The 21,822-nt window shown below is 38.3% G+C and carries 19 protein-coding genes and 1 pseudogene; 7 read left to right on the top strand and 13 right to left on the bottom strand.

All coding sequences use genetic code 11. The annotated features are described in order from the left end of the window. Positions 1-272: 272 nt before the first annotated feature. Positions 273-977: an acetolactate decarboxylase gene (gene budA / locus NXS11_RS02245; protein WP_259198311.1), complete on the bottom strand. Its 705-nt coding sequence runs from the start codon at positions 975-977 to the stop codon at positions 273-275. 134 nt (positions 978-1,111) lie between these two features. Here budA and NXS11_RS02240 point away from each other — a divergent pair, with 134 nt between their 5' ends. The 4 genes from NXS11_RS02240 (at position 1,112) to NXS11_RS02225 (ending at position 7,472) form a co-directional block, all read left to right on the top strand. Next, positions 1,112-1,810 (top strand): MOSC domain-containing protein, encoded by a 699-nt coding sequence (locus NXS11_RS02240; protein ID WP_259198310.1) that lies wholly within the window; start codon positions 1,112-1,114, stop codon positions 1,808-1,810. Positions 1,811-2,130: 320 nt separating this feature from the next. Continuing rightward, positions 2,131-3,738, top strand: a complete 1,608-nt coding sequence (locus tag NXS11_RS02235; RefSeq protein WP_259198636.1) for a BCCT family transporter — start codon at positions 2,131-2,133, stop codon at positions 3,736-3,738. Between the two features lie 311 nt (positions 3,739-4,049). After that, the gene (locus NXS11_RS02230; protein WP_259198634.1) at positions 4,050-5,657 is read left to right on the top strand and encodes a BCCT family transporter; all 1,608 of its coding nucleotides are present in this window, start codon (positions 4,050-4,052) and stop codon (positions 5,655-5,657) included. 696 nt (positions 5,658-6,353) lie between these two features. Continuing rightward, on the top strand, positions 6,354-7,472 hold the full coding sequence (locus tag NXS11_RS02225) for a DNA glycosylase AlkZ-like family protein (RefSeq protein WP_259198309.1): 1,119 nt from the start codon (positions 6,354-6,356) through the stop codon (positions 7,470-7,472). 444 nt (positions 7,473-7,916) lie between these two features. Here NXS11_RS02225 and NXS11_RS02220 read toward each other — a convergent pair whose 3' ends face one another. Further along, the gene (locus NXS11_RS02220; protein WP_259198308.1) at positions 7,917-8,093 is read right to left on the bottom strand and encodes a hypothetical protein; all 177 of its coding nucleotides are present in this window, start codon (positions 8,091-8,093) and stop codon (positions 7,917-7,919) included. A 47-nt stretch (positions 8,094-8,140) separates the two neighbouring features. Further along, the gene (gene cudC / locus NXS11_RS02215; protein ID WP_259198306.1) at positions 8,141-8,692 is read right to left on the bottom strand and encodes a choline uptake/conversion transcriptional regulator CudC; all 552 of its coding nucleotides are present in this window, start codon (positions 8,690-8,692) and stop codon (positions 8,141-8,143) included. A gap of 223 nt (positions 8,693-8,915) precedes the next feature. On the opposite strand from cudC, the gene betB reads away from it, so the two are divergent. Continuing rightward, positions 8,916-10,409, top strand: coding sequence for a betaine-aldehyde dehydrogenase (gene betB, locus NXS11_RS02210; protein WP_259198304.1), 1,494 nt, complete (start codon positions 8,916-8,918; stop codon positions 10,407-10,409). A gap of 54 nt (positions 10,410-10,463) precedes the next feature. Then, positions 10,464-12,170, top strand: a complete 1,707-nt coding sequence (betA, locus tag NXS11_RS02205; RefSeq protein ID WP_259198301.1) for a choline dehydrogenase — start codon at positions 10,464-10,466, stop codon at positions 12,168-12,170. Positions 12,171-12,225: 55 nt separating this feature from the next. Here betA and NXS11_RS02200 read toward each other — a convergent pair whose 3' ends face one another. From NXS11_RS02200 to NXS11_RS02150, 10 genes are all read right to left on the bottom strand, one after another. After that, positions 12,226-13,452 (bottom strand): MFS transporter, encoded by a 1,227-nt coding sequence (locus tag NXS11_RS02200; RefSeq protein WP_259198300.1) that lies wholly within the window; start codon positions 13,450-13,452, stop codon positions 12,226-12,228. A 1,056-nt stretch (positions 13,453-14,508) separates the two neighbouring features. Beyond that, on the bottom strand, positions 14,509-15,138 hold the full coding sequence (gene hisIE, locus NXS11_RS02190) for a bifunctional phosphoribosyl-AMP cyclohydrolase/phosphoribosyl-ATP diphosphatase HisIE (protein WP_259198298.1): 630 nt from the start codon (positions 15,136-15,138) through the stop codon (positions 14,509-14,511). Further along, positions 15,129-15,893 carry an imidazole glycerol phosphate synthase subunit HisF gene (hisF, locus tag NXS11_RS02185; RefSeq protein WP_259198296.1) on the bottom strand — a complete coding sequence of 255 codons (765 nt, stop codon included), beginning with the start codon at positions 15,891-15,893 and terminating at the stop codon, positions 15,129-15,131. The genes hisIE and hisF overlap by 10 nt, the downstream gene beginning before the upstream one ends. Further along, entirely contained in the window at positions 15,890-16,594 is a 705-nt protein-coding gene (hisA, locus tag NXS11_RS02180) for a 1-(5-phosphoribosyl)-5-((5-phosphoribosylamino)methylideneamino)imidazole-4-carboxamide isomerase (protein ID WP_259198292.1), read from the bottom strand. Before hisA ends, hisF begins: the two co-directional genes overlap by 4 nt. After that, positions 16,587-17,162 (bottom strand): imidazole glycerol phosphate synthase subunit HisH, encoded by a 576-nt coding sequence (gene hisH / locus NXS11_RS02175; RefSeq protein ID WP_259198291.1) that lies wholly within the window; start codon positions 17,160-17,162, stop codon positions 16,587-16,589. Before hisH ends, hisA begins: the two co-directional genes overlap by 8 nt. Then, positions 17,159-17,740 carry an imidazoleglycerol-phosphate dehydratase HisB gene (gene hisB, locus NXS11_RS02170; protein ID WP_259198290.1) on the bottom strand — a complete coding sequence of 194 codons (582 nt, stop codon included), beginning with the start codon at positions 17,738-17,740 and terminating at the stop codon, positions 17,159-17,161. The genes hisH and hisB overlap by 4 nt, the downstream gene beginning before the upstream one ends. Further along, positions 17,724-18,734 (bottom strand): pyridoxal phosphate-dependent aminotransferase, encoded by a 1,011-nt coding sequence (locus NXS11_RS02165; RefSeq protein ID WP_259198288.1) that lies wholly within the window; start codon positions 18,732-18,734, stop codon positions 17,724-17,726. The genes hisB and NXS11_RS02165 overlap by 17 nt, the downstream gene beginning before the upstream one ends. Continuing rightward, positions 18,727-19,986, bottom strand: coding sequence for a histidinol dehydrogenase (gene hisD, locus NXS11_RS02160; RefSeq protein ID WP_259198631.1), 1,260 nt, complete (start codon positions 19,984-19,986; stop codon positions 18,727-18,729). The genes NXS11_RS02165 and hisD overlap by 8 nt, the downstream gene beginning before the upstream one ends. Next, complete coding sequence (gene hisG, locus NXS11_RS02155) at positions 19,979-20,593, bottom strand: ATP phosphoribosyltransferase (protein WP_259198287.1); 615 nt, start codon at positions 20,591-20,593, stop codon at positions 19,979-19,981. Before hisG ends, hisD begins: the two co-directional genes overlap by 8 nt. A 21-nt stretch (positions 20,594-20,614) precedes the next feature. Then, positions 20,615-21,421: an ATP phosphoribosyltransferase regulatory subunit gene (locus NXS11_RS02150; protein WP_259198630.1), complete on the bottom strand. Its 807-nt coding sequence runs from the start codon at positions 21,419-21,421 to the stop codon at positions 20,615-20,617. Between the two features lie 215 nt (positions 21,422-21,636). On the opposite strand from NXS11_RS02150, the pseudogene NXS11_RS02145 reads away from it, so the two are divergent. Then, a pseudogene (locus NXS11_RS02145) lies at positions 21,637-21,822 on the top strand (deoxyribose-phosphate aldolase); the annotation flags it as partial.

Here is a 21,822-nt window from a genome sequence, read left to right as displayed (position 1 = left end):
CTCATACAGGCTGGATAATTTATATGATCACACAGGTCAATATGCATATGATTCAGGTTCAGAGGCATGTTGACCATGTGGAGAATACAGATTGTATCTTCAACTTTTTAGATAATGAAAAAAATAGGACAACGACATGATTCTAAAAAGATTCCGTTGTCCCATTTTTACAAGGCTGAGCAGGGGAATAAAGTTGTTTCACCCCAGTCAGCTATTGTGTTCTGCATAACATCTTAAATTGAAAGTTTCTATTCATGTTTCACCATCTAGTTCTACTCTGCTTGACGAATGTCTTCTGCGATATCTTGGTAATCAAATGTCTTATTCAGAAAACTTGGTTCGGTTGATAAATGTTGTTCAAAAACAGCACAATTTTGAATTTCTATCATACCTTCAGCAAGGTCAAAACCTAAAATATGGCCCATAAATGTATGATCTTCTGAGATAAAGTGTGCGTGAAAACCAGCGGCTCCGATACCGTGAAAAACTTCTGGTGTGTATACAGCGACAATGGTTCCTTTAATATGCTCGCGATGGTATTCTGGTTGTGCTTTGGCAGATGTAATCAAGCGGGTATACGGTGGGTTTTGTTTCGGCATAATACGCACGTGCATACGCTTAAATGTTCCCGAAATTTTAACCATCGCAAATAAGTTTTCACTCAACATCTGTTCGCGTATTTGTTGATACAGCATTTCATGATTCATGTCAGTCGCATCAAAGGTTGTATCTGCTGAAAATTTTGAGACAGACGCATATGGTGTGAGAGTGTGATCTGGTAGCTTTTGTACCTTGCTATCAGAAGTTGTTGCATGGAAGGCTTGGCCATCAACAAAGATGACTTCCCCATCTGAACCTGTTAATGTGGCAATTCCATGATCACCGTGTTCTAGAAGTGTTTGAATCGAGCAAGTGCCCTCAAGTGCACCTGCCATTAATGTGCCAAGTGTTCCGTGTTGATATAATGAATGTTGCATAAGTTGTTGCCACCTTTATCTATATTGGTTAATGTTAGTGTATAAGGCATTTTAACACGATACAAGTATTAAGATTTCACAGGTAACATATGATAGCACGCCAAATCATAAAAATTAAAAAGGGGACGTTATGGATGGTAGGTCAAATTCAAAAACTTTATATCGGTAAAGTACGTCAGCATGGAAATGCGGGTGCTAAGGAGTTAATGGAACAAACTTGGACAACAGCGATGTATAAACAAGAAACAGATACGCCTGTATGGCTTGGGAAAGAGGGATTGGAAGGAGATGCAGTTGCAGATACACGTCATCATGGGGGCGCAGAAAAAGCATTATTTGCGTATGCTGTGACACATTACCCAGTGTTTAGTGAACATTACCAACAAGAGATTCATGTTGGAAGTAACGGTGAGAATATCGCCGTAACAGGGATGGATGAGGACACAGTGTGTATTGGTGATATTTACAAAATTGGTGATGCGATTGTAAAAGTGGCGCAACCAAGACGACCTTGCTGGAAAACTAGTCGACGTCAAGGCATCGTGGACTTTTCGGTGATGTTAGAAGAGACTGGCAAGGCAGGGTGGCACTATCGTGTACTAAAAGAAGGCTACATTCAACAAGGAGATATGCTCGAGTTACAAGAACGTCCGTATCCGAATTGGACAATTCAACGCATGAACGACACGTTACGTGGTGCGACGGATATTGCCTCTTTAAAAGAATTACAAGAAGCGCCATTCACACCGGAATCATGGCATGGTACTTTGGCAAAACGTATTGCGGGTGAACCTGTTGATGATACAGCTCGTCTTTATGGACCGAATATTTAAAGCTTAAAAGATACGCACTTTTTTAAATAGAAGTGGGTATTTTTTTGTTTTTTAGAAATAAATAAAAATTTATTGATGATGAATAAAAATACATAAAATAGAATGTTAAATTTCAATTTAACGTTATTAACACACGTTATAACATTATTTTAATAGTATTTATAAGATTGGTTGGTTATATATATTCACAAATGCACATGTATATAACCGAATGATATTTGCATTAATATGTAAACTTCGCTAGGCTGAAATAGAGGCTTTATAATGTCGAGATAAAAATTAACGAAAGGAGATTTACTGTGTATAAAAATAATAAAATAATGGATTGGATTGTCTTTGGTGGTGCAGCATTTGTTTTATTACTCGCTGTAATTCCAATGATAGTCTTTCCAAAACAAAGTCGCTCTGTCGTTGTAGCGATAAATGAGTTTGTGACAACGAACTTAGGTGCAACATATCTCGTGTTAGGTGTTGCTATTTTTTGCTTTGTTTTATATATTGCGTTTGGTAAATATGGTTCGGTCACACTAGGCAGCGCAACAGATCGTCCAGAGTTTAGTAACTTTGCGTGGGCATCCATGTTGTTTTGTGCCGGTATTGGTTCAAATATTTTATATTGGGGCATTATCGAGTGGGCATATTATTATCAAGGACCGCCACAAGGTGTCAAGCCGATGAGCGATGCCGCACTTAACTATGCGACGATGTATGGCATGTTCCATTGGGGACCGATTGCGTGGTCAATTTACGTATTACCTGCTTTACCAATCGGTTATTTAGTCTTTGTGAAAAAACAACCGATTTTCAAAATCAGTCAAGCATGTCGACCGATTTTAAAAGGATATACAGATGGCTTTATCGGTAAGCTAATCGATATACTCTTTATTTTTGGTCTAATCGGTGGGACAGCGACGTCTCTTGCGTTAGGCGTGCCAATGATTTCAGCCGGATTAGAGAAGTTAACAGGTATTGATGGTTCCAGTATGGTCGTAAAAAGTTTTGTGCTCTTAGCGATTACAGTTGTGTTTGCTTACAGTTCATATCGTGGCTTGAAAAAAGGGATTCAGTTGCTTAGTGACTTGAACGTCTGGCTAGCATTTATCTTGCTCGCATTTGTCTTTATGGTCGGGCCAACAATTTTCATTATGGAAACAACCGTGACAAGTTTCGGTAATATGATTAAAAACTTTTTCCAAATGGCGACATGGCTAGAACCATTTGGTGGCATCGGTGGTCGAGAAGAGACACACTTCCCACAACAATGGACAATATTCTATTGGGCGTGGTGGATTGTCTATGCACCATTTATTGGTATGTTCATTGCCCGTATTTCAAGAGGACGTACGTTGAAAGAAGTCATTGTAGGTACGATTGTATATGGCACTTTTGGTTGTGTATTGTTCTTCGGTATTTTTGGGAACTATGCGACATATTTACAATTAACGGGTCAATTTGATGTTGTGTCATTTTTAAATACGCATGGTACAGAAGCAACGATTATTGAAGTTGTGAATCAATTGCCGTTTGCGCCTGTGATAATTGGTTTGTTCGTTTTATCTGCTTTTTTATTCTTAGTGACAACATTCGATTCCGCATCATACATTGTGGCAGCTGCAACACAAGTAAGTGTCAAAGGAGAACCACTTAAAATGAATCGCCTATTCTGGGCATTCGCATTGTGCTTATTACCGTTCTCACTCATGCTGGTAGGCGGCGAAAAAGCGCTAGAAATCTTACAAACTGCATCCATTGTCGCTGGTGTATCGTTGATTGTCATCTTTATCATTATGATGATTTCATTCATGATGATTTTATCGGGAGACCGTATCGCATTACAAACGCGTGCAGAACGCTTTAGGAAAATTGAGCGTCGTTCACTCAGAATTTTACAAGTAAGCGAAAAAGATGATGAAGATAATAACTTATAAAACTGGACATTAAGCGCTGAAAGTCACCTTTGACATAACATAATGAAAATAAATAAATATTAATAAATTATGAATAAAAATACATGAAATGGTATGTTAAGTTTAAATTTAACGTTTTTAACCTACTTTATAACGTTGTTTTAACAATGTTTACAAAGTTCATTAGTTATATATATTCATAAATGCACTTGTATGTGATTGAATGAAATTTGCATTAATATGTCAACTTCGTTAGTCTAAAGCAGAGGTTTTATGATGTCATGCTGCAGATTAACGAAGGGGGATTTACTGTGCATAAAGATAATAAATTAATGGATTGGATTGTCTTTGGTGGTGCAGCGTTTGTTTTATTACTCGCTGTAATTCCAATGATGGTCTTTCCAAAACAAAGTCGTTCCGTCGTTGTAGCGATGAATGAGTTTGTCACAACGAACTTGGGTGCGACTTATCTCGTATTAGGTCTCACCATCTTTTGTTTCGTCTTATATATTGCGTTTGGTAAGTATGGTTCGGTTACCCTAGGACGTGCAAGCGATCGTCCAGAGTTTAGCGACTTTGCTTGGGCATCTATGCTGTTTTGTGCGGGTATCGGTTCAGATATTTTATACTGGGGTGTCATCGAGTGGGCGTACTATTATCAAGGACCGCCACAAGGTGCGAAACCGATGAGTGATGCTGCACTCAACTATGCGACGATGTATGGTATGTTCCATTGGGGACCGATTGCGTGGTCAATTTACGTATTACCAGCGTTACCTATTGGTTATCTAGTCTTTGTAAAGAAACAACCCGTGTTTAAAATCAGTCAAGCCTGCCGTCCGATATTAAAAGGACAAACAGATGGCTTTATTGGTAAATTAGTCGATATTCTCTTTATTTTTGGTTTGATTGGTGGGACAGCGACGTCTCTTGCATTAGGTGTGCCAATGATTTCAGCCGGATTGGAGAAGTTAACAGGTATCAACGGCTCGAGCATGATTGTTAAAAGTTTCGTACTCCTTGCAATTACTGTTGTTTTTGCGTACAGTTCATATCGTGGCTTGAAAAAAGGGATTCAGTTGCTCAGTGACTTGAACGTTTGGTTATCATTAATTTTACTCGCATTTATTTTTATTATTGGTCCAACGATTTTCATTATGGAAACAACTGTTACAAGCTTTGGGAATATGATTAAAAATTTCTTTCAAATGGCAACATGGCTTGAACCATTTGGAGGTATCGGTGGTCGTGAAGAAACAAACTTCCCACAACAATGGACGATATTCTACTGGGCGTGGTGGATTGTTTATGCGCCATTTATCGGTCTATTTATTGCGCGTATTTCGAGAGGGCGTACGTTAAAAGAAGTCATTCTAGGTACGATTGTGTATGGAACATTCGGTTGTGTATTGTTCTTTGGTATTTTTGGAAATTACGCAACTTATCTTCAATTAACGGGTCAATTTGACGTGATAGCTTTCTTAAATTCACACGGTACGGAAGCGACAATTATTGAAGTCGTCAACCAATTGCCATTTGCGCCTGTGATGATTGGCTTATTCGTGCTATCCGCCTTTTTATTCTTAGTAACGACGTTCGACTCTGCATCATATATTGTTGCAGCTGCCACGCAAATACGTGTGAAAGGTGAGCCTATCAAAATGAATCGCTTATTTTGGGCGTTCGCATTGTGCTTGTTACCATTCTCACTCATGCTTGTCGGTGGCGAAAAAGCGTTGGAAATCTTGCAAACAGCATCCATTGTGGCAGGTGTCCCGTTAATCATCATTTTTATCATTATTATGATTTCTTTTATGATGATATTATCAGGAGACCGTATTGCACTACAAACACGTGCGGAACGCTTTAAGAAAATTGAGCGTCGTTCATTGAGAATTCTACAAGTGAGCGAAAAAGATGATGAAGATAATAACTTATAAATAGAAAACGAAGTCTGGCATTTAAGTATGTCAGGCTTCATTTTTTGGGTGCGCCCGGCATGGGTAATAACTTGACGGTGAAAGTCCGTTATAGGATTAGTAGTAGGGGCTATTAAAGAAAGACAAGGGTACCATTGTGAAGTGGAATCTGAAGGAAGTAGGACGCAAGCACTCGTACTGACGAACAGAAATATCATATAAGGCTATGTAGAATGGGCGAATCTGCCTAACAAGATAAAGTCTGATATTAACTGGGTTCTATATAGGAAGTGATGCGCTGATATGTGTGGATCAATAGTCAATTAATGGCTATTTTCCTACTCGATTCTAATTACCTTATTGATATTAAGTATCTAAATCATTGTTTATATTGTCATGATTGTGTACTTTTCAAATGTTTTGATAAAGCTAAAGACGAATAGTAAGAAGAAGCTCTTACAAATTGCACGATTACTAAAGGCATCTATATGAAAAATTACCATTTTTGTAAATTCAGTTGACTTTTCAGGGTGCTTAGTTTATTAATTAAAGTGTAAAAAGAAGGTGTTTTTACGAAAGAGAAGTTTATTTTTATTACAGCAGGTTACCCTTTAGGATTAGCTCTATCAGGTTTTATAGTTAATGTACTAGGTGTTCAGTATACTATCGCTATTTTATCAACAATTTTAATAATAGTTGTTATAATCAGAGGTGTTTATGCAAATATCAAATAAACAAATTAAAAATTTTAGTATATTCAAGCAAAGGTTAAATGAAAATAATTATTTTACTGATATATATCATGCGCTTGATAGTGTAGGTATAGTTCAGTTAGATAGTATTAACGTTTTTCTTAGAGCTCAGGATTTGTATTTTATTAATAGAATTAAAAGTTATGAACAAGAAGATTTATTAAAATATTATGAAAAATTTAAAATAAGTGAAAATTATAGTAGGGCATTAACTATAAATAATATTCAAGATGATAATAAATACTTATGGACGCAGACTAGGTTCTATGAAAAATATAAAGGGTCTTATAACACAGAAGATTTTGTTTTAATGGAAAAGATATTAGAGTCTATTTCAGAAAATACGTTATTGCCATTTAAAGAATTAACTAACATCTATAAGTACAATAAGTCTAAAGGGTGGAAAACAGGCAAAATACAAGATTTAACAAGTTTTTTATTTAGAACAGGACAGATAGGCATTTTAAGAGATAAGAATTTTCAAAGATACCTATATAAAAAAGAAACTATAGATAATCCGTACAGCTATAAAGAATCTTTAAAATATTATGTATTGCGTTCTCTTGAAGGGTTAGGTGTATTAACAGCTAAGGAAATAGCATTTGAATGGAAAGTGAAGATTAACGACGTTCAAGGTGTTTTAAGTGAATTAGAGAAGTCAAATGAAGTGTGTGCTTTGTTTAATGAAGGTGAAAAGCATTATATACTGAACAAAGATATTGAGTATTTTAATAACCAAAGCAATGAAATAGTATCTAAAAATGTGTTTTTATCTCCTTTTGATAATTTGATTTATAATAGAACAAGATTAAAAAAACTTTTTTCTTTTGACTATAGACTAGAGGCCTATATCCCTAAGAAAAAGAGGAAAAATGGTTATTATGCTTTACCAATTTTAATAGAAAATAATTTAATTGGCACCATAGATTTAAATTACAATAGAGAAGAGAAAGAATTAATCGTTTTATCATTAAATATCCTACAAGCATATAGAAATAGAAAAATAGAAAGACAAGTATTTAGTCTTTTAGAATATTACGCTGAAAAATTATATGCTAAAAAAATTACCAGATTAAATTATTAAGCAGATGGTTTATTTTGGGTATAGAATGGAGTTATATCAAGAATACGGACACAAGAAAAAAGGATTTTACCGCACTTCGCTTGTTTGCCTATCTAGTTAAGTACTTTTGAAAATCAAAAAGCACTTAACTAGATAGGTTATTTTATGCATATTCTTCTCAAATTCTATGGGCTCATATTTGTTTGGATGCCTTTTTCACGTAGTAAAGTCTGTTTGACGCTGAATATCAAATTGATAAATATGTTTTTTTAACATATTACGTTTACTGGCATGCTTACTTGGTTTACGCTTTTTCCAGCTATAAAACATTTTTTGAAACACCCAGTATTTAACACATCTTTATAACACAAAACGCATGCGGTGTTCATCTATAAACTTGTAGATTACTGCTAGTTTTTGACAAAGATATGTATAGCCCTCTTTTATATTTTTCTTCTAATGCTCTTAATCTTTTTTGTAAGTCAGCCTCAGATTGTTTCTTTGCGTACGTTGACCACTACCGACAAATGCTTTTTCACCATCTTTACGATATATACTGAGCCACTTTGTTAACGTTTGGATGGGGATATCTAAATCTCTTGAAACATCTGTTGCACGTCTACTAGAGTGAATAGTTTTCATTTAAAAATTGTGTGCATATATTCTTTTTCACATAACTTCCTATTCGATTAAGCCTCTTCATCAGGAATTGGGAAGTAGTTAAAAATAGCCCCAGATTTTATCGCATCACTAATAGAATTGAGCCATTGGTAGTATAGGCGTGAGTGAATCATGTGTTCCTTTACCTCTTGCGCTTCTTGTCGCAATGTTTCATCGATATCTTCCGCAGCTAGAATTTGATTGATCATAGCTTCTGCTTCTCGTAAGGCAGCCATATTAGTTTTGATTTCACGATACCATTTTTGAGTGAAGAAATTGCTGAAAAATGTGAAGAAGTCTTTTTCAGCTTCAAAATGTTGTTTGCGACTACCACGTGTAAATCGTTGTTTAACGACATCAAACTCCTGTAATTTTTTAACTCCTGCACTCATACTCGGTTTGCTCATTTGAAGTTCATTACGCATTTCATCGAGTGTCATACTCTCTTTGAATAACATTGTGCCATATAAGTTGCCAACACTGCGATTAATACCGTATAAATCCATTGTTTCGGCAATTGAGTTAATAACAATGTCTTTCGCTGTTTCTAGTTGTGTTTCATAATTTGTATCACGTGTCACTTAATGGTTCCCTCCCTTTATATCTATCCTATCGGCTAAATTGTACGCTTGTTCCTAACAGAAACTCAAGTTTTTCTGAAAAAAAGATGCAAAATTTAACAAAATATTATTTCAAGGAACAAGGTCTATTAGGGAAAGTTGACACTTTTTTGACAGGTATGATAAAGTTGTTTTGTAAAATTCGTTAAATAAAAACTTAACAAACTTAACAGAGGTGTATAGGATGGAACTGATTAAGCAGTTATCTCGTCGTCAATTTATCGATGGTGAATGGGTAGAAAGCAGTAATCACAGCACACGTGACATTATTAATCCATACAATCAGGAAGTTATTACAACAGTTGCAGAAGGTACAACAGAAGATGTGGAACGTGCCATTTTAGCAGCACGTCGCTCGTTTGATGCAGGGGAGTATGCACAAACAACAGCAGAATATAAGGGGCAAAAAGTACGTGAAATTGCTGATAAAATTAAAGAAAATCGTGAAGAATTAGCACAGTTGGAGACGTTAGATACAGGGAAAACGTTAGAAGAGTCTCGCGCAGACATGGATGATATTCACAATGTCTTTATGTATTTTGCAGGTTTGGCGGATAAAGACGGTGGCGAATTAATCGACGCGCCTATTCCAAACACTGAAAGTAAAGTGGTGAAAGAGCCAATCGGCGTTGTAACACAAATCACACCATGGAACTATCCACTGCTTCAAGCATCATGGAAGATTGCGCCTGCATTGGCAACGGGTTGTTCACTTGTAATGAAGCCGAGTGAGATCACACCATTAACAACTATTCGCGTCTTTGAACTGATGGAGGAAGTTGGTTTCCCTAAAGGTGTTATCAACCTTGTGCTAGGTGCTGGGTCTGATATTGGTGACATCATGTCAACACACCCAGAAGTAGACTTAGTATCATTTACAGGCGGTATTCAAACTGGTAAACGCATTATGAAACAAGCGGCAGACAATGTAACGAATGTAGCATTGGAATTGGGTGGTAAGAACCCGAATATTGTTTTTGATGATGCAGACTTTGATTTAGCCGTGGACCAAGCGTTGAATGGTGCGTTTTTCCATGCGGGACAAGTATGTTCTGCGGGCTCACGTTTAATCGTTCATAATGCGATTAAAGATGACTTTGAAGCGGCACTGATTGAACGTATTAAAAACATCAAAATGGGTAGCGGTTTTGATGAGACAACAGAGTTAGGACCACTGATTTCAGCAGCACATCGTGAAAAAGTCGAAAGCTATATGCAAGTTGCGAAAGAAGAGGGTGCAACGATTGCGATTGGTGGTCAACGCCCAGAACGTGAAGACTTGCAAGACGGCTTTTTCTTTGAACCGACTGTTATCACAAATTGCGACACATCAATGCGTATTGTACAAGAGGAAGTCTTCGGTCCAGTTGTGACAATCGAAGGCTTTGATACAGAGGAAGAAGCGATTCACCTAGCTAACGACTCTATTTACGGTCTTGCAGGCGGTGTGTTCTCACAAGATATCGGTAAAGCCCAACGCGTGGCACATAAATTACGTATGGGTACGGTTTGGGTAAATGATTTCCATCCATATTTTGCACAAGCACCATGGGGCGGCTATAAACAATCTGGTATCGGTCGTGAGCTTGGTTCAGCTGGTTTAGAAGAGTATCAAGAATTGAAACATATTTTAACGAATACGAATCCAGAACCTGTCCATTGGTTTGGTAAGCAGTAGTTATTTGCACACTGAGAAACAATCACTTGAAGTTTAACTTGAGGAGGATGTTCGATGGGTAAAGCATACGATAAAATGTACGACTATATTATTATTGGTGGCGGTAGCGCAGGGTCAGTATTAGGCGCGCGTTTGAGTGAAGATAAAGATAAGAAAGTATTAGTATTAGAGGCTGGACGTAGTGACTACCCGTGGGATTTATTAATTCAAATGCCAGCAGCGTTGATGTATCCGTCAGGCAATCGTTTTTATGACTGGAAATATGAGACAGATGGTGAGCCACATATGGGTGGACGTAAAGTATTCCATACCCGTGGGAAAGTGCTCGGTGGTTCAAGTTCTATTAACGGTATGATTTATCAGCGTGGGAACCCTTTAGATTATGAAAAATGGGGACAACCAGAAGGCATGGAGACTTGGGACTATGCCCACTGTCTACCATACTTCAAACGCTTAGAAACAACATTTGGCGCAACGAAAGACGATCCAATTCGTGGCTTAAATGGACCTATTAAATTGCGTCGTGGACCAGCGAATAACCCGCTATTCCATTCATTTTTCGATGCGGCAGTTGAAGCGGGGTATAAAAAGACACAAGACGTGAATGGCTATCGTCAAGAAGGATTTGGTCCATTTGATAGCCAAATTCATAACGGACGTCGTGTATCTGCCTCACGTGCATATTTACGTCCAGCTATGAAACGTAAAAATTTAACAGTCAAAACACGTGCATTTGTTGAGAAATTGCATTTTGACGGCAATACGGTGACAGGTGTAACATACAAACGCAACGGTCGCTTACACAAAGTTTTAGCACGAGAAGTGATTTTATCAGGTGGCGCATTTAACACGCCACAACTCTTACAACTTTCAGGTATCGGCGACACAGAATACTTGAAAACACTCGGCATTGAACCACGTTTACACTTACCAGGTGTCGGGGAAAACTTTGAAGATCACTTGGAAGTGTACATTCAACATACATGTAAAGAGCCCGTATCAATGCAGCCAAGCTTGAACAAGTTGAAAATGCCATTGATTGGTTTAGAATGGTTAACACGTCGTACAGGTGCTGCTGCAAGTAACCACTTTGAAGGTGGTGGCTTCGTGCGCTCAAACGATGATGTGGCATATCCAAACTTGATGTTCCACTTCTTGCCACTTGCGGTGCGTTACGATGGACAAAAAGCAGAAACAGCCCACGGCTATCAAGTACACGTAGGACCGATGTACTCGAACTCACGTGGCAGTTTAAAAATCACGTCAACGAACCCATACGTCAAACCGAAATTTGTCTTTAATTACCTTTCAACAGAAGAAGACAAACGTGAATGGGTTGAAGCAATTCGCGTAGCACGTAATATCTTGAAACAACCAGCGATGGATCGCTTCAACGGTGGCGAAATCTCTCCAGGGCCAAGTGTTCAAACAGATGAAGAGATTTTGGATTGGGTACGTCGCGATGCAGAAACAGCCTTACACCCATCTTGTAGTGCAAAAATGGGCCCTGCATCCGACCCAATGGCAGTTGTCGACCCATTAACGATGAAAGTACATGGTATGGAAAACTTACGTGTTGTGGACGCATCTGTTATGCCAACAACAACGAACGGTAACATTCATTCACCAGTGTTGATGTTAGCTGAGAAAGCAGCAGACATCATCAAAGGCGTGAAACCATTAGAACCAGAACATGTGGACTATTATGTTCACGGTAAAAATGATCCAGACGATGGTGCCGTAACGTCATATCATCTCTAAAATATATAAAGCCCTTAACCACACGACCTTTGTTGTGTGAAGTTAAGGGCTATTTTTATGTTATTTTCATATCTGTATATGTTAAATTCGTTTGTGATGGTAAAGTTCTTAAATCTTTATGCAATATCCACAGAAATGAAATAAGCAGAAAGAATATGGAAGCGAGTATGAAAGAAAATTCAACCGAAATATATTTTGTGATAATACCCCCAATGATACCGCCTAAAGGCATCGTGATGACACCTAAACTATACTTTATAGAATCCACTCTTGCTAGCTTATCTCTAGGGATGACTTGCTGACTAGCAGAGGCTAACACGACATTTAATAAACCTATCGATACCCATCCTAGTGAAAACAGCATAATAAAGATATAAATATTGAAAAATGGTGCTAAACACCAAAGTAAAAATGAAGCAAAAAAAGATGTATAGCAAAGCGGTCCAAGTCTATATTTTTTAAAATAATTGCTAAAGATAGCACCAATAATTAACCCACACGACATAGAAGCTAATAAATAGCCATAGATTTTTGGATTATGATATTGATGGGCATAAATGGGTAATAATGTATACACGAGACCAATCGCAAAGTTGACAGTGGCTGATCCTAAGATTAATACCCAAATAAGTGACTTTCTGACTAGAATAAAACCTTCTTTCATTAACTTTAAATATTCCTTAACGGTTAACTTATCATTTTTTACTGTTATTTGCGTTTTAGAATGATATTTAATTCTTGAAAACAGTAGAAAAGCAAATAAAAAGAACAAGGTATTACTGAAATATAGTGCTGTAATAGAGAAAAAGCTTATTAATATACCAGATATTGAGTTAAAGATAACATCGACGCCTTGGTTTGCTGTTGCCATCATTGAATTACCTTTAACGAGATTATCTTTATCTAATACTTCCGGAATTAACCTAGTTTGAGCTGGATAACCAAACTCTGATACTAGGGAGGCGATAGGTACAACTATGAACAAAAGATATATATTCAATTGGTCATAATATTTTGAAACGGCTATTAGCAATATTAATACAAATTGAATGGATTGATTATATAGCAATACCTTCTTTAAATTAATGCGATCTATAATAGGGCCATATAGAAATTGGATAATCTTAGGCGTAATAATAAGTGCATTAATGATACCAGTATAAAATGCATCTTGCGTAATATCATATACCAACCACATTGTGAGAATGTAATATAAACTGTCTCCTATGTTTGCTAGAACTCTTCCAGATAATAAGTAATAGAATGCAGTATTTATTTTCATAAAATCACCTCTAATATTAAAATCAGTATACCATTATCAGAATTTTCGGGAAAGTGAGTGTAATAATGATGCTTGCTTTTTAATTAATAGGAATAATAAAACTTATAAAATGAAAGATTTATTAAATATGGGGGTTATAAAAAATAACTACTTAATATTTAATAAACACTTCAAATTAGATAGCGTGAAAAATTTAAACTGTGTCTTAAGGCGTCTAACGAAACGAAATAGCTCAGATGTCTTCAAAGAGATTATAACAGAAATTAACCAAGTAACTGGAGGATGGATAAATTGCTTTGATAGAGGGATTATTAAGAAAAATAAGAGATATTACGTGAATACGGACTTGATAAGTAAAGTTTAATGAGAGTCATACATTAACATAAGAAATGTTGGCGATTCTCAAAAACGCAAGAAGTTCATCGTGCTTTAACAACAAAACAACTCTACAAGTGGGGACTAATACCTTTAGTCGAACTTGCAGAGTTGGCTTATGCCAGATATTTTAATACATAATATACCATTAAACCTACTTAACTTTTCCTAAAAATGTTTAACTGATAAGGAAATATTTATATTATTGTTGAAACTAACCAAGCACTTATCTATAGTTCGTATAAACCAAATATATAACGAAAATAAAGCCGAACAATATATGAATCCAAAAGACAGCATAGCGCTGTTTTTTTGTTAGGGGAGAGTGGTTGGCAAACCGTTTTGCTCTTCTTTTTTGATTCCAGTCGAATAGCCATGTACAAAAAAGTGCATAGATCATGGTGCCTATAATACCTAGCAGTACGAGTGTCACAAGATTCATCAATATCACTCCTTTGTTGATGTTAATAAACTGAGTACAATTGCGATAAAGGAACTTAATCCGAGTAATGCATTTTCTAAATTGATGGGTCTTATCCTACATCACTTTAGAATGGTGCTTAATCTCATTGTAACATGATATAAGTAGTAAAATTTATGTTATATTTTAACACCTAGCTGTTTAGACTGAATAAATAAAAAATACACGCAACAATGATGTGTACGTGTATTTTATAGTCACTACCAATTCTCAATGTCTTGGCGTTCCCCTTTAAAGTTATTTTTGGTGTGATGGCGTTCGGCGAGTAAAGCTTCTACATCTTGAATCGCCACGCCTTGTTCGTGTAAGAGGACGAAGAAGTGATAGAGGAGGTCGGCGCTTTCAGCAATAAGTTCGGAACGATTGTTTTTCATTGCAGCGATGACAACTTCAAATGCTTCTTCACCAAATTTCTTCGTGATTTTTTCTTTACCTGCTGTCAACAAGTATTGCGTATATGACTTGTCGGCATGGGCTGTTGCACGTTGCTGAATCGTTGTTTCGAGCTGTTGTAGTCGATAGGGTGATGTTGTGTTGAAACAACTTTGTGAGCCTGTATGGCATGTAGGTCCTTGGGGCGCAACAAACAATAAAATAGCGTCATTATCACAGTCAAGATGTATATCGATAACTTGTTGCGTGTGACCGGATGTTTCACCTTTTTTCCATAAGCGTTGTTTTGAACGTGAATAGAACCATGCGACGCCATCATTGACAGTGCGCTCAAATGCTTCTTCATTCATATAGCCTAACATTAGTACCTGTTGTGTTGTAGTATCTTGTAAAATGGCAGGCAAGAGTCCTTTTGAAAAGTCTGGTTTTAGTGCCATCTGACTGGAATCCCTCCTTGATTGAGTGTTGTTTTAATTTCTGTCACCGTTGTTTCTTTGTCGTGTAAAATACTAGCAGCAAGTCCAGCTGATACAGGTGTTTCATTAAATAGTTCTACAAAGTGGTCTGGATTACCGCCACCACCTGACGCGATAATTGGGATGTTCACACGTTGTGCAATCCCATTCAAATGGTCAAGGTCAAAACCATTTTTCATACCGTCATAAGCCATACTTGTTACAAGTAATTCGCCGGCACCGAGTGTTTCCACTTCTTTTACCCAATCATAGACGCGCTTATTTGTTCGTTTCTTTCCACCATGTGTACAGCAATAATAGTCGTCCGTTTCAGCATCATATTGACTATCAATTGCGATACAAATACATTGTCGTCCGAATTTCTCGCTTGCTTGGTGAATGAGTTCTGGGTTTTTTAATGCGGCAGAGTTAAGGGACACCTTATCAGCCCCGTGCTTGAGCAGTTGTGAAATATCTTCCAATGTTGAAACGCCACCGCCGACAGTCAATGGAATAAACAGTTGTGAAGCGGTCTGTTGGATGATGTCGAGTGTTAAATCGTGTCCACGCTCTGTTTTTGAAATGTCTAAAAAGACGAGTTCATCCGCACCACTATCGTTATAATACATTGCCAGCGCAACGGGATCACCAATGTCACGCAAGCCTTTAAACTGAATGCCCTTAACGACACGTCCATCTTTAACGTCTAGGCAGGGGATAATGCGTTTTTTGATCATCGCAAGCCCTCCCAAAATTCAGGTTGATTAGCAGCTTTACCAATGATAGCGGCCGCAACACCACTACTTTCTAACTGGCGCAAGTCTGCTTGATTACGAATGCCACCAGAGGCGATAACAGGGAGTTGTGTATGGGCAGCGAGTTGTGCGGTACGTTCAAAGTTCGGGCCTTGCAATTTGCCGTCTTTGGAGATGTCTGTGTAAATAACCCCACCAAGAGGTAAGTGCGCAATTGCGGACACATAGTCGAATAAATTCAGCTGTGCATCTTCTAACCAACCGTTAATTTTAATGTCGGTATCATATGCATCAACGGAGACATACAGTTTCCCGGGAAATAATGTTGCCATCTCTGTTAGCCATGCGATATCTTGAATCGCCTTGGTTCCGACGATACAATAGTCAACGCCGTGAGATAAATAGGCACGAATGGTCTCTTCGTCACGAATACCTCCACCGACTTCAATCGGTTTTGTGCTACTGTCGATTAATTGGCGAATATAATCCATTTCGATTGCACGCTGTGATTTTGCGCCGATTAAATCAATAATATGAATGCGATCAACACAGTCAAATTGTTGATAAAATTGAATGCTGTCTTCTGCTGAACGTGTCATTGCTTCTGATGTGTCATAATCTCCTTCTGTTAAGCGCACGCTTTGTCCTTCAATCAGGTCAATTGCTGGCCATAGTTTAAGCATATTGCCATCCTCCTTTGAGTGCTTGTGCAAGTATTTCCAGACCGATTTGTCCACTTTTTTCGGGGTGAAATTGAATGCCGATATAGCGACCATTTTGAACAATGGCTGGAATATGTGTGCCGTATTCTGCATAAGCGATTACATCATCATTCATTGGTGCTTGGTAGCTATGAACAAAGTAGACGTCTTGTTGTAAATCATCGTAGGGCGCAATTAAGTTATTCCAACCAAGATGTGGCACAGTATAAGGTGTTTGAATTTCTGTGATATGCCCTTTGAGTAAGCCCAGACCTGCGACATGACCTTCTTCGCTACCTTCGTACATTAACTGCATACCGAGGCAAATACCAATCATCGGTTGCTCGCATTGTTGAAGTAGGGTGTCGAGCTGATAGTGATGAATGGCAGTCATCGCATCTTTAAAGTGACCAACACCTGGTAAAATCAATTGTTCAGCTGCTTGAATCGTCGCAGAGTCACGTGACAAGACGACATCGTACCCTAAATACTCGACTGCACGTTTAACGTTATGAATGTTTCCTAGCCCATAATCTACAATAACAATCATGATTCAATCACACCTTTAGATGATGGAATACGTTGCGTTTGTGCAGGCGTCAATGCTTGTTTCAATGCACGGGCAAAAGCTTTGAAAATCGCTTCAATTTCATGGTGGGTATTTCCTTGGTGTAATAAATCGATGTGTACAGTCAACCGCGCATTGATCACAAATGCACGGAAAAATTCTTCGACGAGCTCCGTATCAAATTGTCCGACTTTTTCTTTACTAAATGTCGCATTAAAGTTGAGGTAAGGGCGACCGCTAATATCGACCACCGCACGTGCTAGCGTTTCATCCATTGGTAAATATTGTTGACCATAACGCTCATAATAAGGGGTTGCCTGTGTGAGTTGTAATAACAATTGACCTAACACGATACCAATGTCTTCCGTTGTGTGATGGTCGTCCACCCATGTGTCGCCGTGTACATTGATATTCAAGGCTAAGCCACTGTGAAAGCTGAACAGTGTCAACATATGGTCAAGAAAGCCTATGCCCGTATTAATATGACTTTCTTGATATCCTTGCGTCAGGGTCATGTCAATCTGTGTTTCTTTCGTCTCTCGTTTAATTTGAAAGGTCATACTGTTCACTCCATTCTTTCACAATCGCTTCAAAACGATCCATATCTTCAGTAGACATAATAGAGTAACGCACACAATCACTCATTGGTTGTTCTGTGATAGGGTCATAAAATCTCGGCTTAAAGCCACGTTCATAAATATAATTGTCCAGTGCCACAGCTTGTTCGCCCGCAGTTAAAATAAAGTTTGTTTCACTTGGATATAATGTTAATTTGTCTCCTACATAATGTGTAAAGATTGTCTTGAGTCGGTCACTTAAGTCGCGTTGTTGTTTGACGAATATTTTCGTTGACTCTGGATGTTCAAACAAGTACGTCGCAATGCGTAATGACAAAATATTGAGTGGGTACGGGTGTTCAATACGGCGCACACGTGCAATCGTTGGTTCAGTGCCGATCAATACACCGACACGTAAGCCAGCAAGTCCAAAAGCTTTGGATAACGTATGCATGACAATGATATGATCTTCTAGCGTAATATCCAGAGGTGTTGAAAAGTCGATATACGCTTCATCGACCACAATATAACCGCCAACCGCCTTCATTTTATCGGCAATTTGTAAAATATAATCCTCATCAAAACGCTGTCCTGTCGGGTTGTGTGGATTACTTAAAATAAAAAAACTCGGATGTACGTCATCAATGCGTTTTAAGACGTTTTCAATCGGAAATTGTAAATCTGATGTTGCATCAACAAACTCAATTGGACGCTGGACTTGTTCCGCATATGTCTGATACATAAAAAAATCAGGGTTTAACGTGAGACAAGCTCCTTCCGGCATAATGAGCATCAATTTTTGAATCAGTTCATCCGAGCCGTTCGCCGCACAAATTTGTTCCTTTGAAAAGCCACCGAAATATTCGGCGTAAGCCTTACAGAAGCGGTCATAGTCATTGTCATGATACAAGTTATAATCTTGGTTATTGAGTACTTCAAAGTATGTCTTCGCTGATAAAGGTGTCCCCACACCTTCATTTTTATCAATTCTAATCATTATTTTCTCCTCGCATTCTAACCGTTAAAGAGTATTGGTGATTGTAAAGTTGTTCATCTTGTGCAATCGTCGCAGCAGCATAATAGGTTTGTTGATATGTGTTGCGTGATAGTTGAATGACAGTATGTTTTGTTAAAAAGTCATTGACCGATAGTCCGTGTTGGAAACGGGCAGTACGATTCGTTGGTAGGACATGACTCGGTCCTGCAATATAGTCGCCAATTGCTTCCGGTGCATAATTGCCTAAAAATAGACTGCCGACGTAGTGAATACAAGGTACATATTGTTCAGGTTCTGCCGTTTGAATTGATGCATGTTCCGGTGCGATTTCGTTCATAAGCTGACAACATGCATCAAAGCTATCTACATGTATCGCATAGTGGTGGTCACGTAAACTCGCTGTTACAATATCTTGGCGTTCTGACGTCGCAGCGAGTTCCGTCAAACGTGTTTCGAGCTGTTCAAGTAAGGCGAAGTCCCTTGAAATAACATAGGTACGTGCCAGTTCGTCATGTTCTGCTTGTGCTAATACATCGTATGCAATAGCGTCAACATCACATGTGCTGTCGATAATAAGTGCAATTTCGCTTGGTCCAGCAATTTGATCAATCCCCACTTCGCCGTAAACGAGTTTTTTCGCATAGGCAACGTATTGATTACCAGGTCCGACAATTTTGTCTACTTTCGGAATCGTTTCTGTACCGTAAGCCAGTGCGGCAATACTTTGTGCACCACCTATTTGATAGACATGATCGACACCGACGATATGACATGCGGCTAAAACACTTTGCGCAATGCCATCTATTTGTGGAGGTGTGACGACGACAATTTCTTTTACACCTGCAACTTTGGCGAGTGTGGCGGTCATTAGCACGGTAGAAGGATAACTCGCTTTACCACCTGGTACATAGACACCGACACGTTCAATGGGGTGATATACTTCATACATTTCTTGGTTACTTGGTTGATTTTGATAGCGAATGTTTGATTGATAGTCATAAATACGTCTGTAACTCAGCTCTAATGCTTGGCGCAAATGACTGTCCAGCGTATCGTAGGCTTGTTGTAACTGTATATGTGGTACTTCAAGTGTATCGACAGCCACACCATCAAACTGTTCATTATACGAAAACAATGCACGATCGCCGTGTTGTTTGACAGTTTCACAAATCGTCGCAATTTGGTCGTGCAACTGTGTATCTAATTGAGCAACTGCTTGGTATTGGTCAAAAAACTGCTGTGTATTATAAATCAACGATAGACACTCCTAACATGTTAATAAAGGCATCAATTTCAGCTGATGCAGTAAAGAAACTTTGGCGGTTCGTAATCAATTGTGCTTGCACGTCTCCAATAAACTCTTTCTCCACAAGTCCATTGGAACGCAAGGTGTTCCCCGTTTGGACAATATCGACAATACCATCGACCATCCCAATCACACAGGCGAGTTCAATAGAGCCTGACAACTCAATCAACGAGACATCACGTCCTGTGTCTTGAAAATAACGTTGTGCCGTTTTAGGGAAAGACGTGGCAATTTTATGATATTCCGTTGTTTCGTCAAACGCAGCAACTGCAAAATGGCAAGCGCCAAATGGTAAAGAAATCAGCTGATTTACGTCGTATAAATCTTCAGCTAAGATGTCACTACCGGTGATACCGATATCTGCAATGCCTTGTTCGACATAAATAGGGACGTCACTCCCTTTCACGAATAAAAAGTGATACTGATCCGTTTGAATTTGAAGCTGGCGGTCACGTGATTCAATTGACCGAACCAATTCATGTTCCCCTTGTTGTTGAAGATAAGCGATAAAACTTTTTAATAAACGTCCTTTGGCTAATGCGATGGTCAGCATGCCAGAACCTCCTTTATATAGTTATAATGTCAGCCCGAGACCGAATCCTTCGAGTGTCTCTTTGTAGTAACCGCCATTTAATGTCGTTTGTCGTTTAGCTAATACCGCATTGATAAAAATGCCTTTGTAGTATGAACGTGGCGGTTGCGGTGTTATGTCTAAATAAAGCTTTTGAATGCCGAGAGAACGGAAAAAGTTATCCCAGTGATTCAACGTTGCGACAATCTGATGGCTTGCATCAAAACGTGAATTGAGTTGTTGTAACTGCTCGTGTGTCGGTGTCAGAAGTAGTTGTACAAGAGGATGTTCCACACCGAGCGCTGTTGTTAACGCTGAAATATTCCGTTGCGCAATCCACGTCATTACCTCACTCGTTTGCTTATCACCTAACAACAAATGTACAAGTTCATAGTGACCGAGAATAACATAATCGATGTCGTCGTTTAACGTGTCACGAATATAATCGTAAAACGTTATAAAAGCTTGGTGCATTGCTTGAATCGTCGGCTGATAACATTCAAGACCGAGTTGTGTTTGGATCTTTTGATGTCGCACGATAGCTCCTGAGTAGGCGACCGACTGATGTTGGCGGTCATACTGTTGATAATAGCGCACGAGCTGATCTGTAAAATCATTGCGTAACGCAAATAGCTTCTTATGATCTTGCCACATACTCCGTTCTTGCATTTGTTTCAAATCATCTGATGTTAGCGTCTCCCAATTTAATGTTTCAATAAATGATGTATCAATAAGTTGAAACCCACATTGTTCTGCCAAACGTAAAAATGAGACTTCCGCTAACTTCGACGTAATCAAAGCATTCTCCATGTTGTTAACCTCGCTTTCACTCTCTACCAAACTAAAGTGTTTTGTAATATTGCTATCGTAGCACACCAAAATGGGTATTTCAACAGAATAATCAGAAAAATAGTAGAATTCTGTCATAAATTGATGTTTGTTTATGTGATATGCAATCAATCGGTTTTTAGTATGCACAATGTTATAATTAAAATAATAAACATAGAGATAGGAGCAGTAGTACGATGAATTACGAAAAATATATTGATCATACATTATTAAAGCCTGAATCCACACGTGCACAAATCGACAAAATGATTGAAGAGGCAAAAGCGTATCAATTCAAGTCAGTATGCGTCAATCCAACACATGTGGCATATGCGGCTGAAAAGTTAGTAAACTCTGATGTGCTGGTATGTACAGTTATTGGC

Source organism: Staphylococcus americanisciuri, assembly GCF_024814435.1.
In the GTDB taxonomy this organism is placed as follows: domain Bacteria; phylum Bacillota; class Bacilli; order Staphylococcales; family Staphylococcaceae; genus Staphylococcus; species Staphylococcus americanisciuri.
Note: the sequence above shows the minus strand (reverse complement) of the source record. Positions and strands in the feature narration are given on the sequence as shown.

Coding starts and splice junctions, on each gene's coding strand:
- budA (WP_259198311.1), bottom strand. CDS start 977: ATGCAACATTCATTATATCAACACGGAACACTTGGCACATTAATGGCA.
- NXS11_RS02240 (WP_259198310.1), top strand. CDS start 1,112: ATGGTAGGTCAAATTCAAAAACTTTATATCGGTAAAGTACGTCAGCAT.
- NXS11_RS02235 (WP_259198636.1), top strand. CDS start 2,131: ATGGATTGGATTGTCTTTGGTGGTGCAGCATTTGTTTTATTACTCGCT.
- NXS11_RS02230 (WP_259198634.1), top strand. CDS start 4,050: ATGGATTGGATTGTCTTTGGTGGTGCAGCGTTTGTTTTATTACTCGCT.
- NXS11_RS02225 (WP_259198309.1), top strand. CDS start 6,354: ATGCAAATATCAAATAAACAAATTAAAAATTTTAGTATATTCAAGCAA.
- NXS11_RS02220 (WP_259198308.1), bottom strand. CDS start 8,093: ATGAAAACTATTCACTCTAGTAGACGTGCAACAGATGTTTCAAGAGAT.
- betB (WP_259198304.1), top strand. CDS start 8,916: ATGGAACTGATTAAGCAGTTATCTCGTCGTCAATTTATCGATGGTGAA.
- betA (WP_259198301.1), top strand. CDS start 10,464: ATGGGTAAAGCATACGATAAAATGTACGACTATATTATTATTGGTGGC.
- NXS11_RS02200 (WP_259198300.1), bottom strand. CDS start 13,452: ATGAAAATAAATACTGCATTCTATTACTTATTATCTGGAAGAGTTCTA.
- hisIE (WP_259198298.1), bottom strand. CDS start 15,138: ATGGCACTAAAACCAGACTTTTCAAAAGGACTCTTGCCTGCCATTTTA.
- hisF (WP_259198296.1), bottom strand. CDS start 15,893: ATGATCAAAAAACGCATTATCCCCTGCCTAGACGTTAAAGATGGACGT.
- hisA (WP_259198292.1), bottom strand. CDS start 16,594: ATGCTTAAACTATGGCCAGCAATTGACCTGATTGAAGGACAAAGCGTG.
- hisH (WP_259198291.1), bottom strand. CDS start 17,162: ATGATTGTTATTGTAGATTATGGGCTAGGAAACATTCATAACGTTAAA.
- hisB (WP_259198290.1), bottom strand. CDS start 17,740: ATGACCTTTCAAATTAAACGAGAGACGAAAGAAACACAGATTGACATG.
- NXS11_RS02165 (WP_259198288.1), bottom strand. CDS start 18,734: ATGATTAGAATTGATAAAAATGAAGGTGTGGGGACACCTTTATCAGCG.
- hisG (WP_259198287.1), bottom strand. CDS start 20,593: ATGCTGACCATCGCATTAGCCAAAGGACGTTTATTAAAAAGTTTTATC.
- NXS11_RS02150 (WP_259198630.1), bottom strand. CDS start 21,421: ATGGAGAATGCTTTGATTACGTCGAAGTTAGCGGAAGTCTCATTTTTA.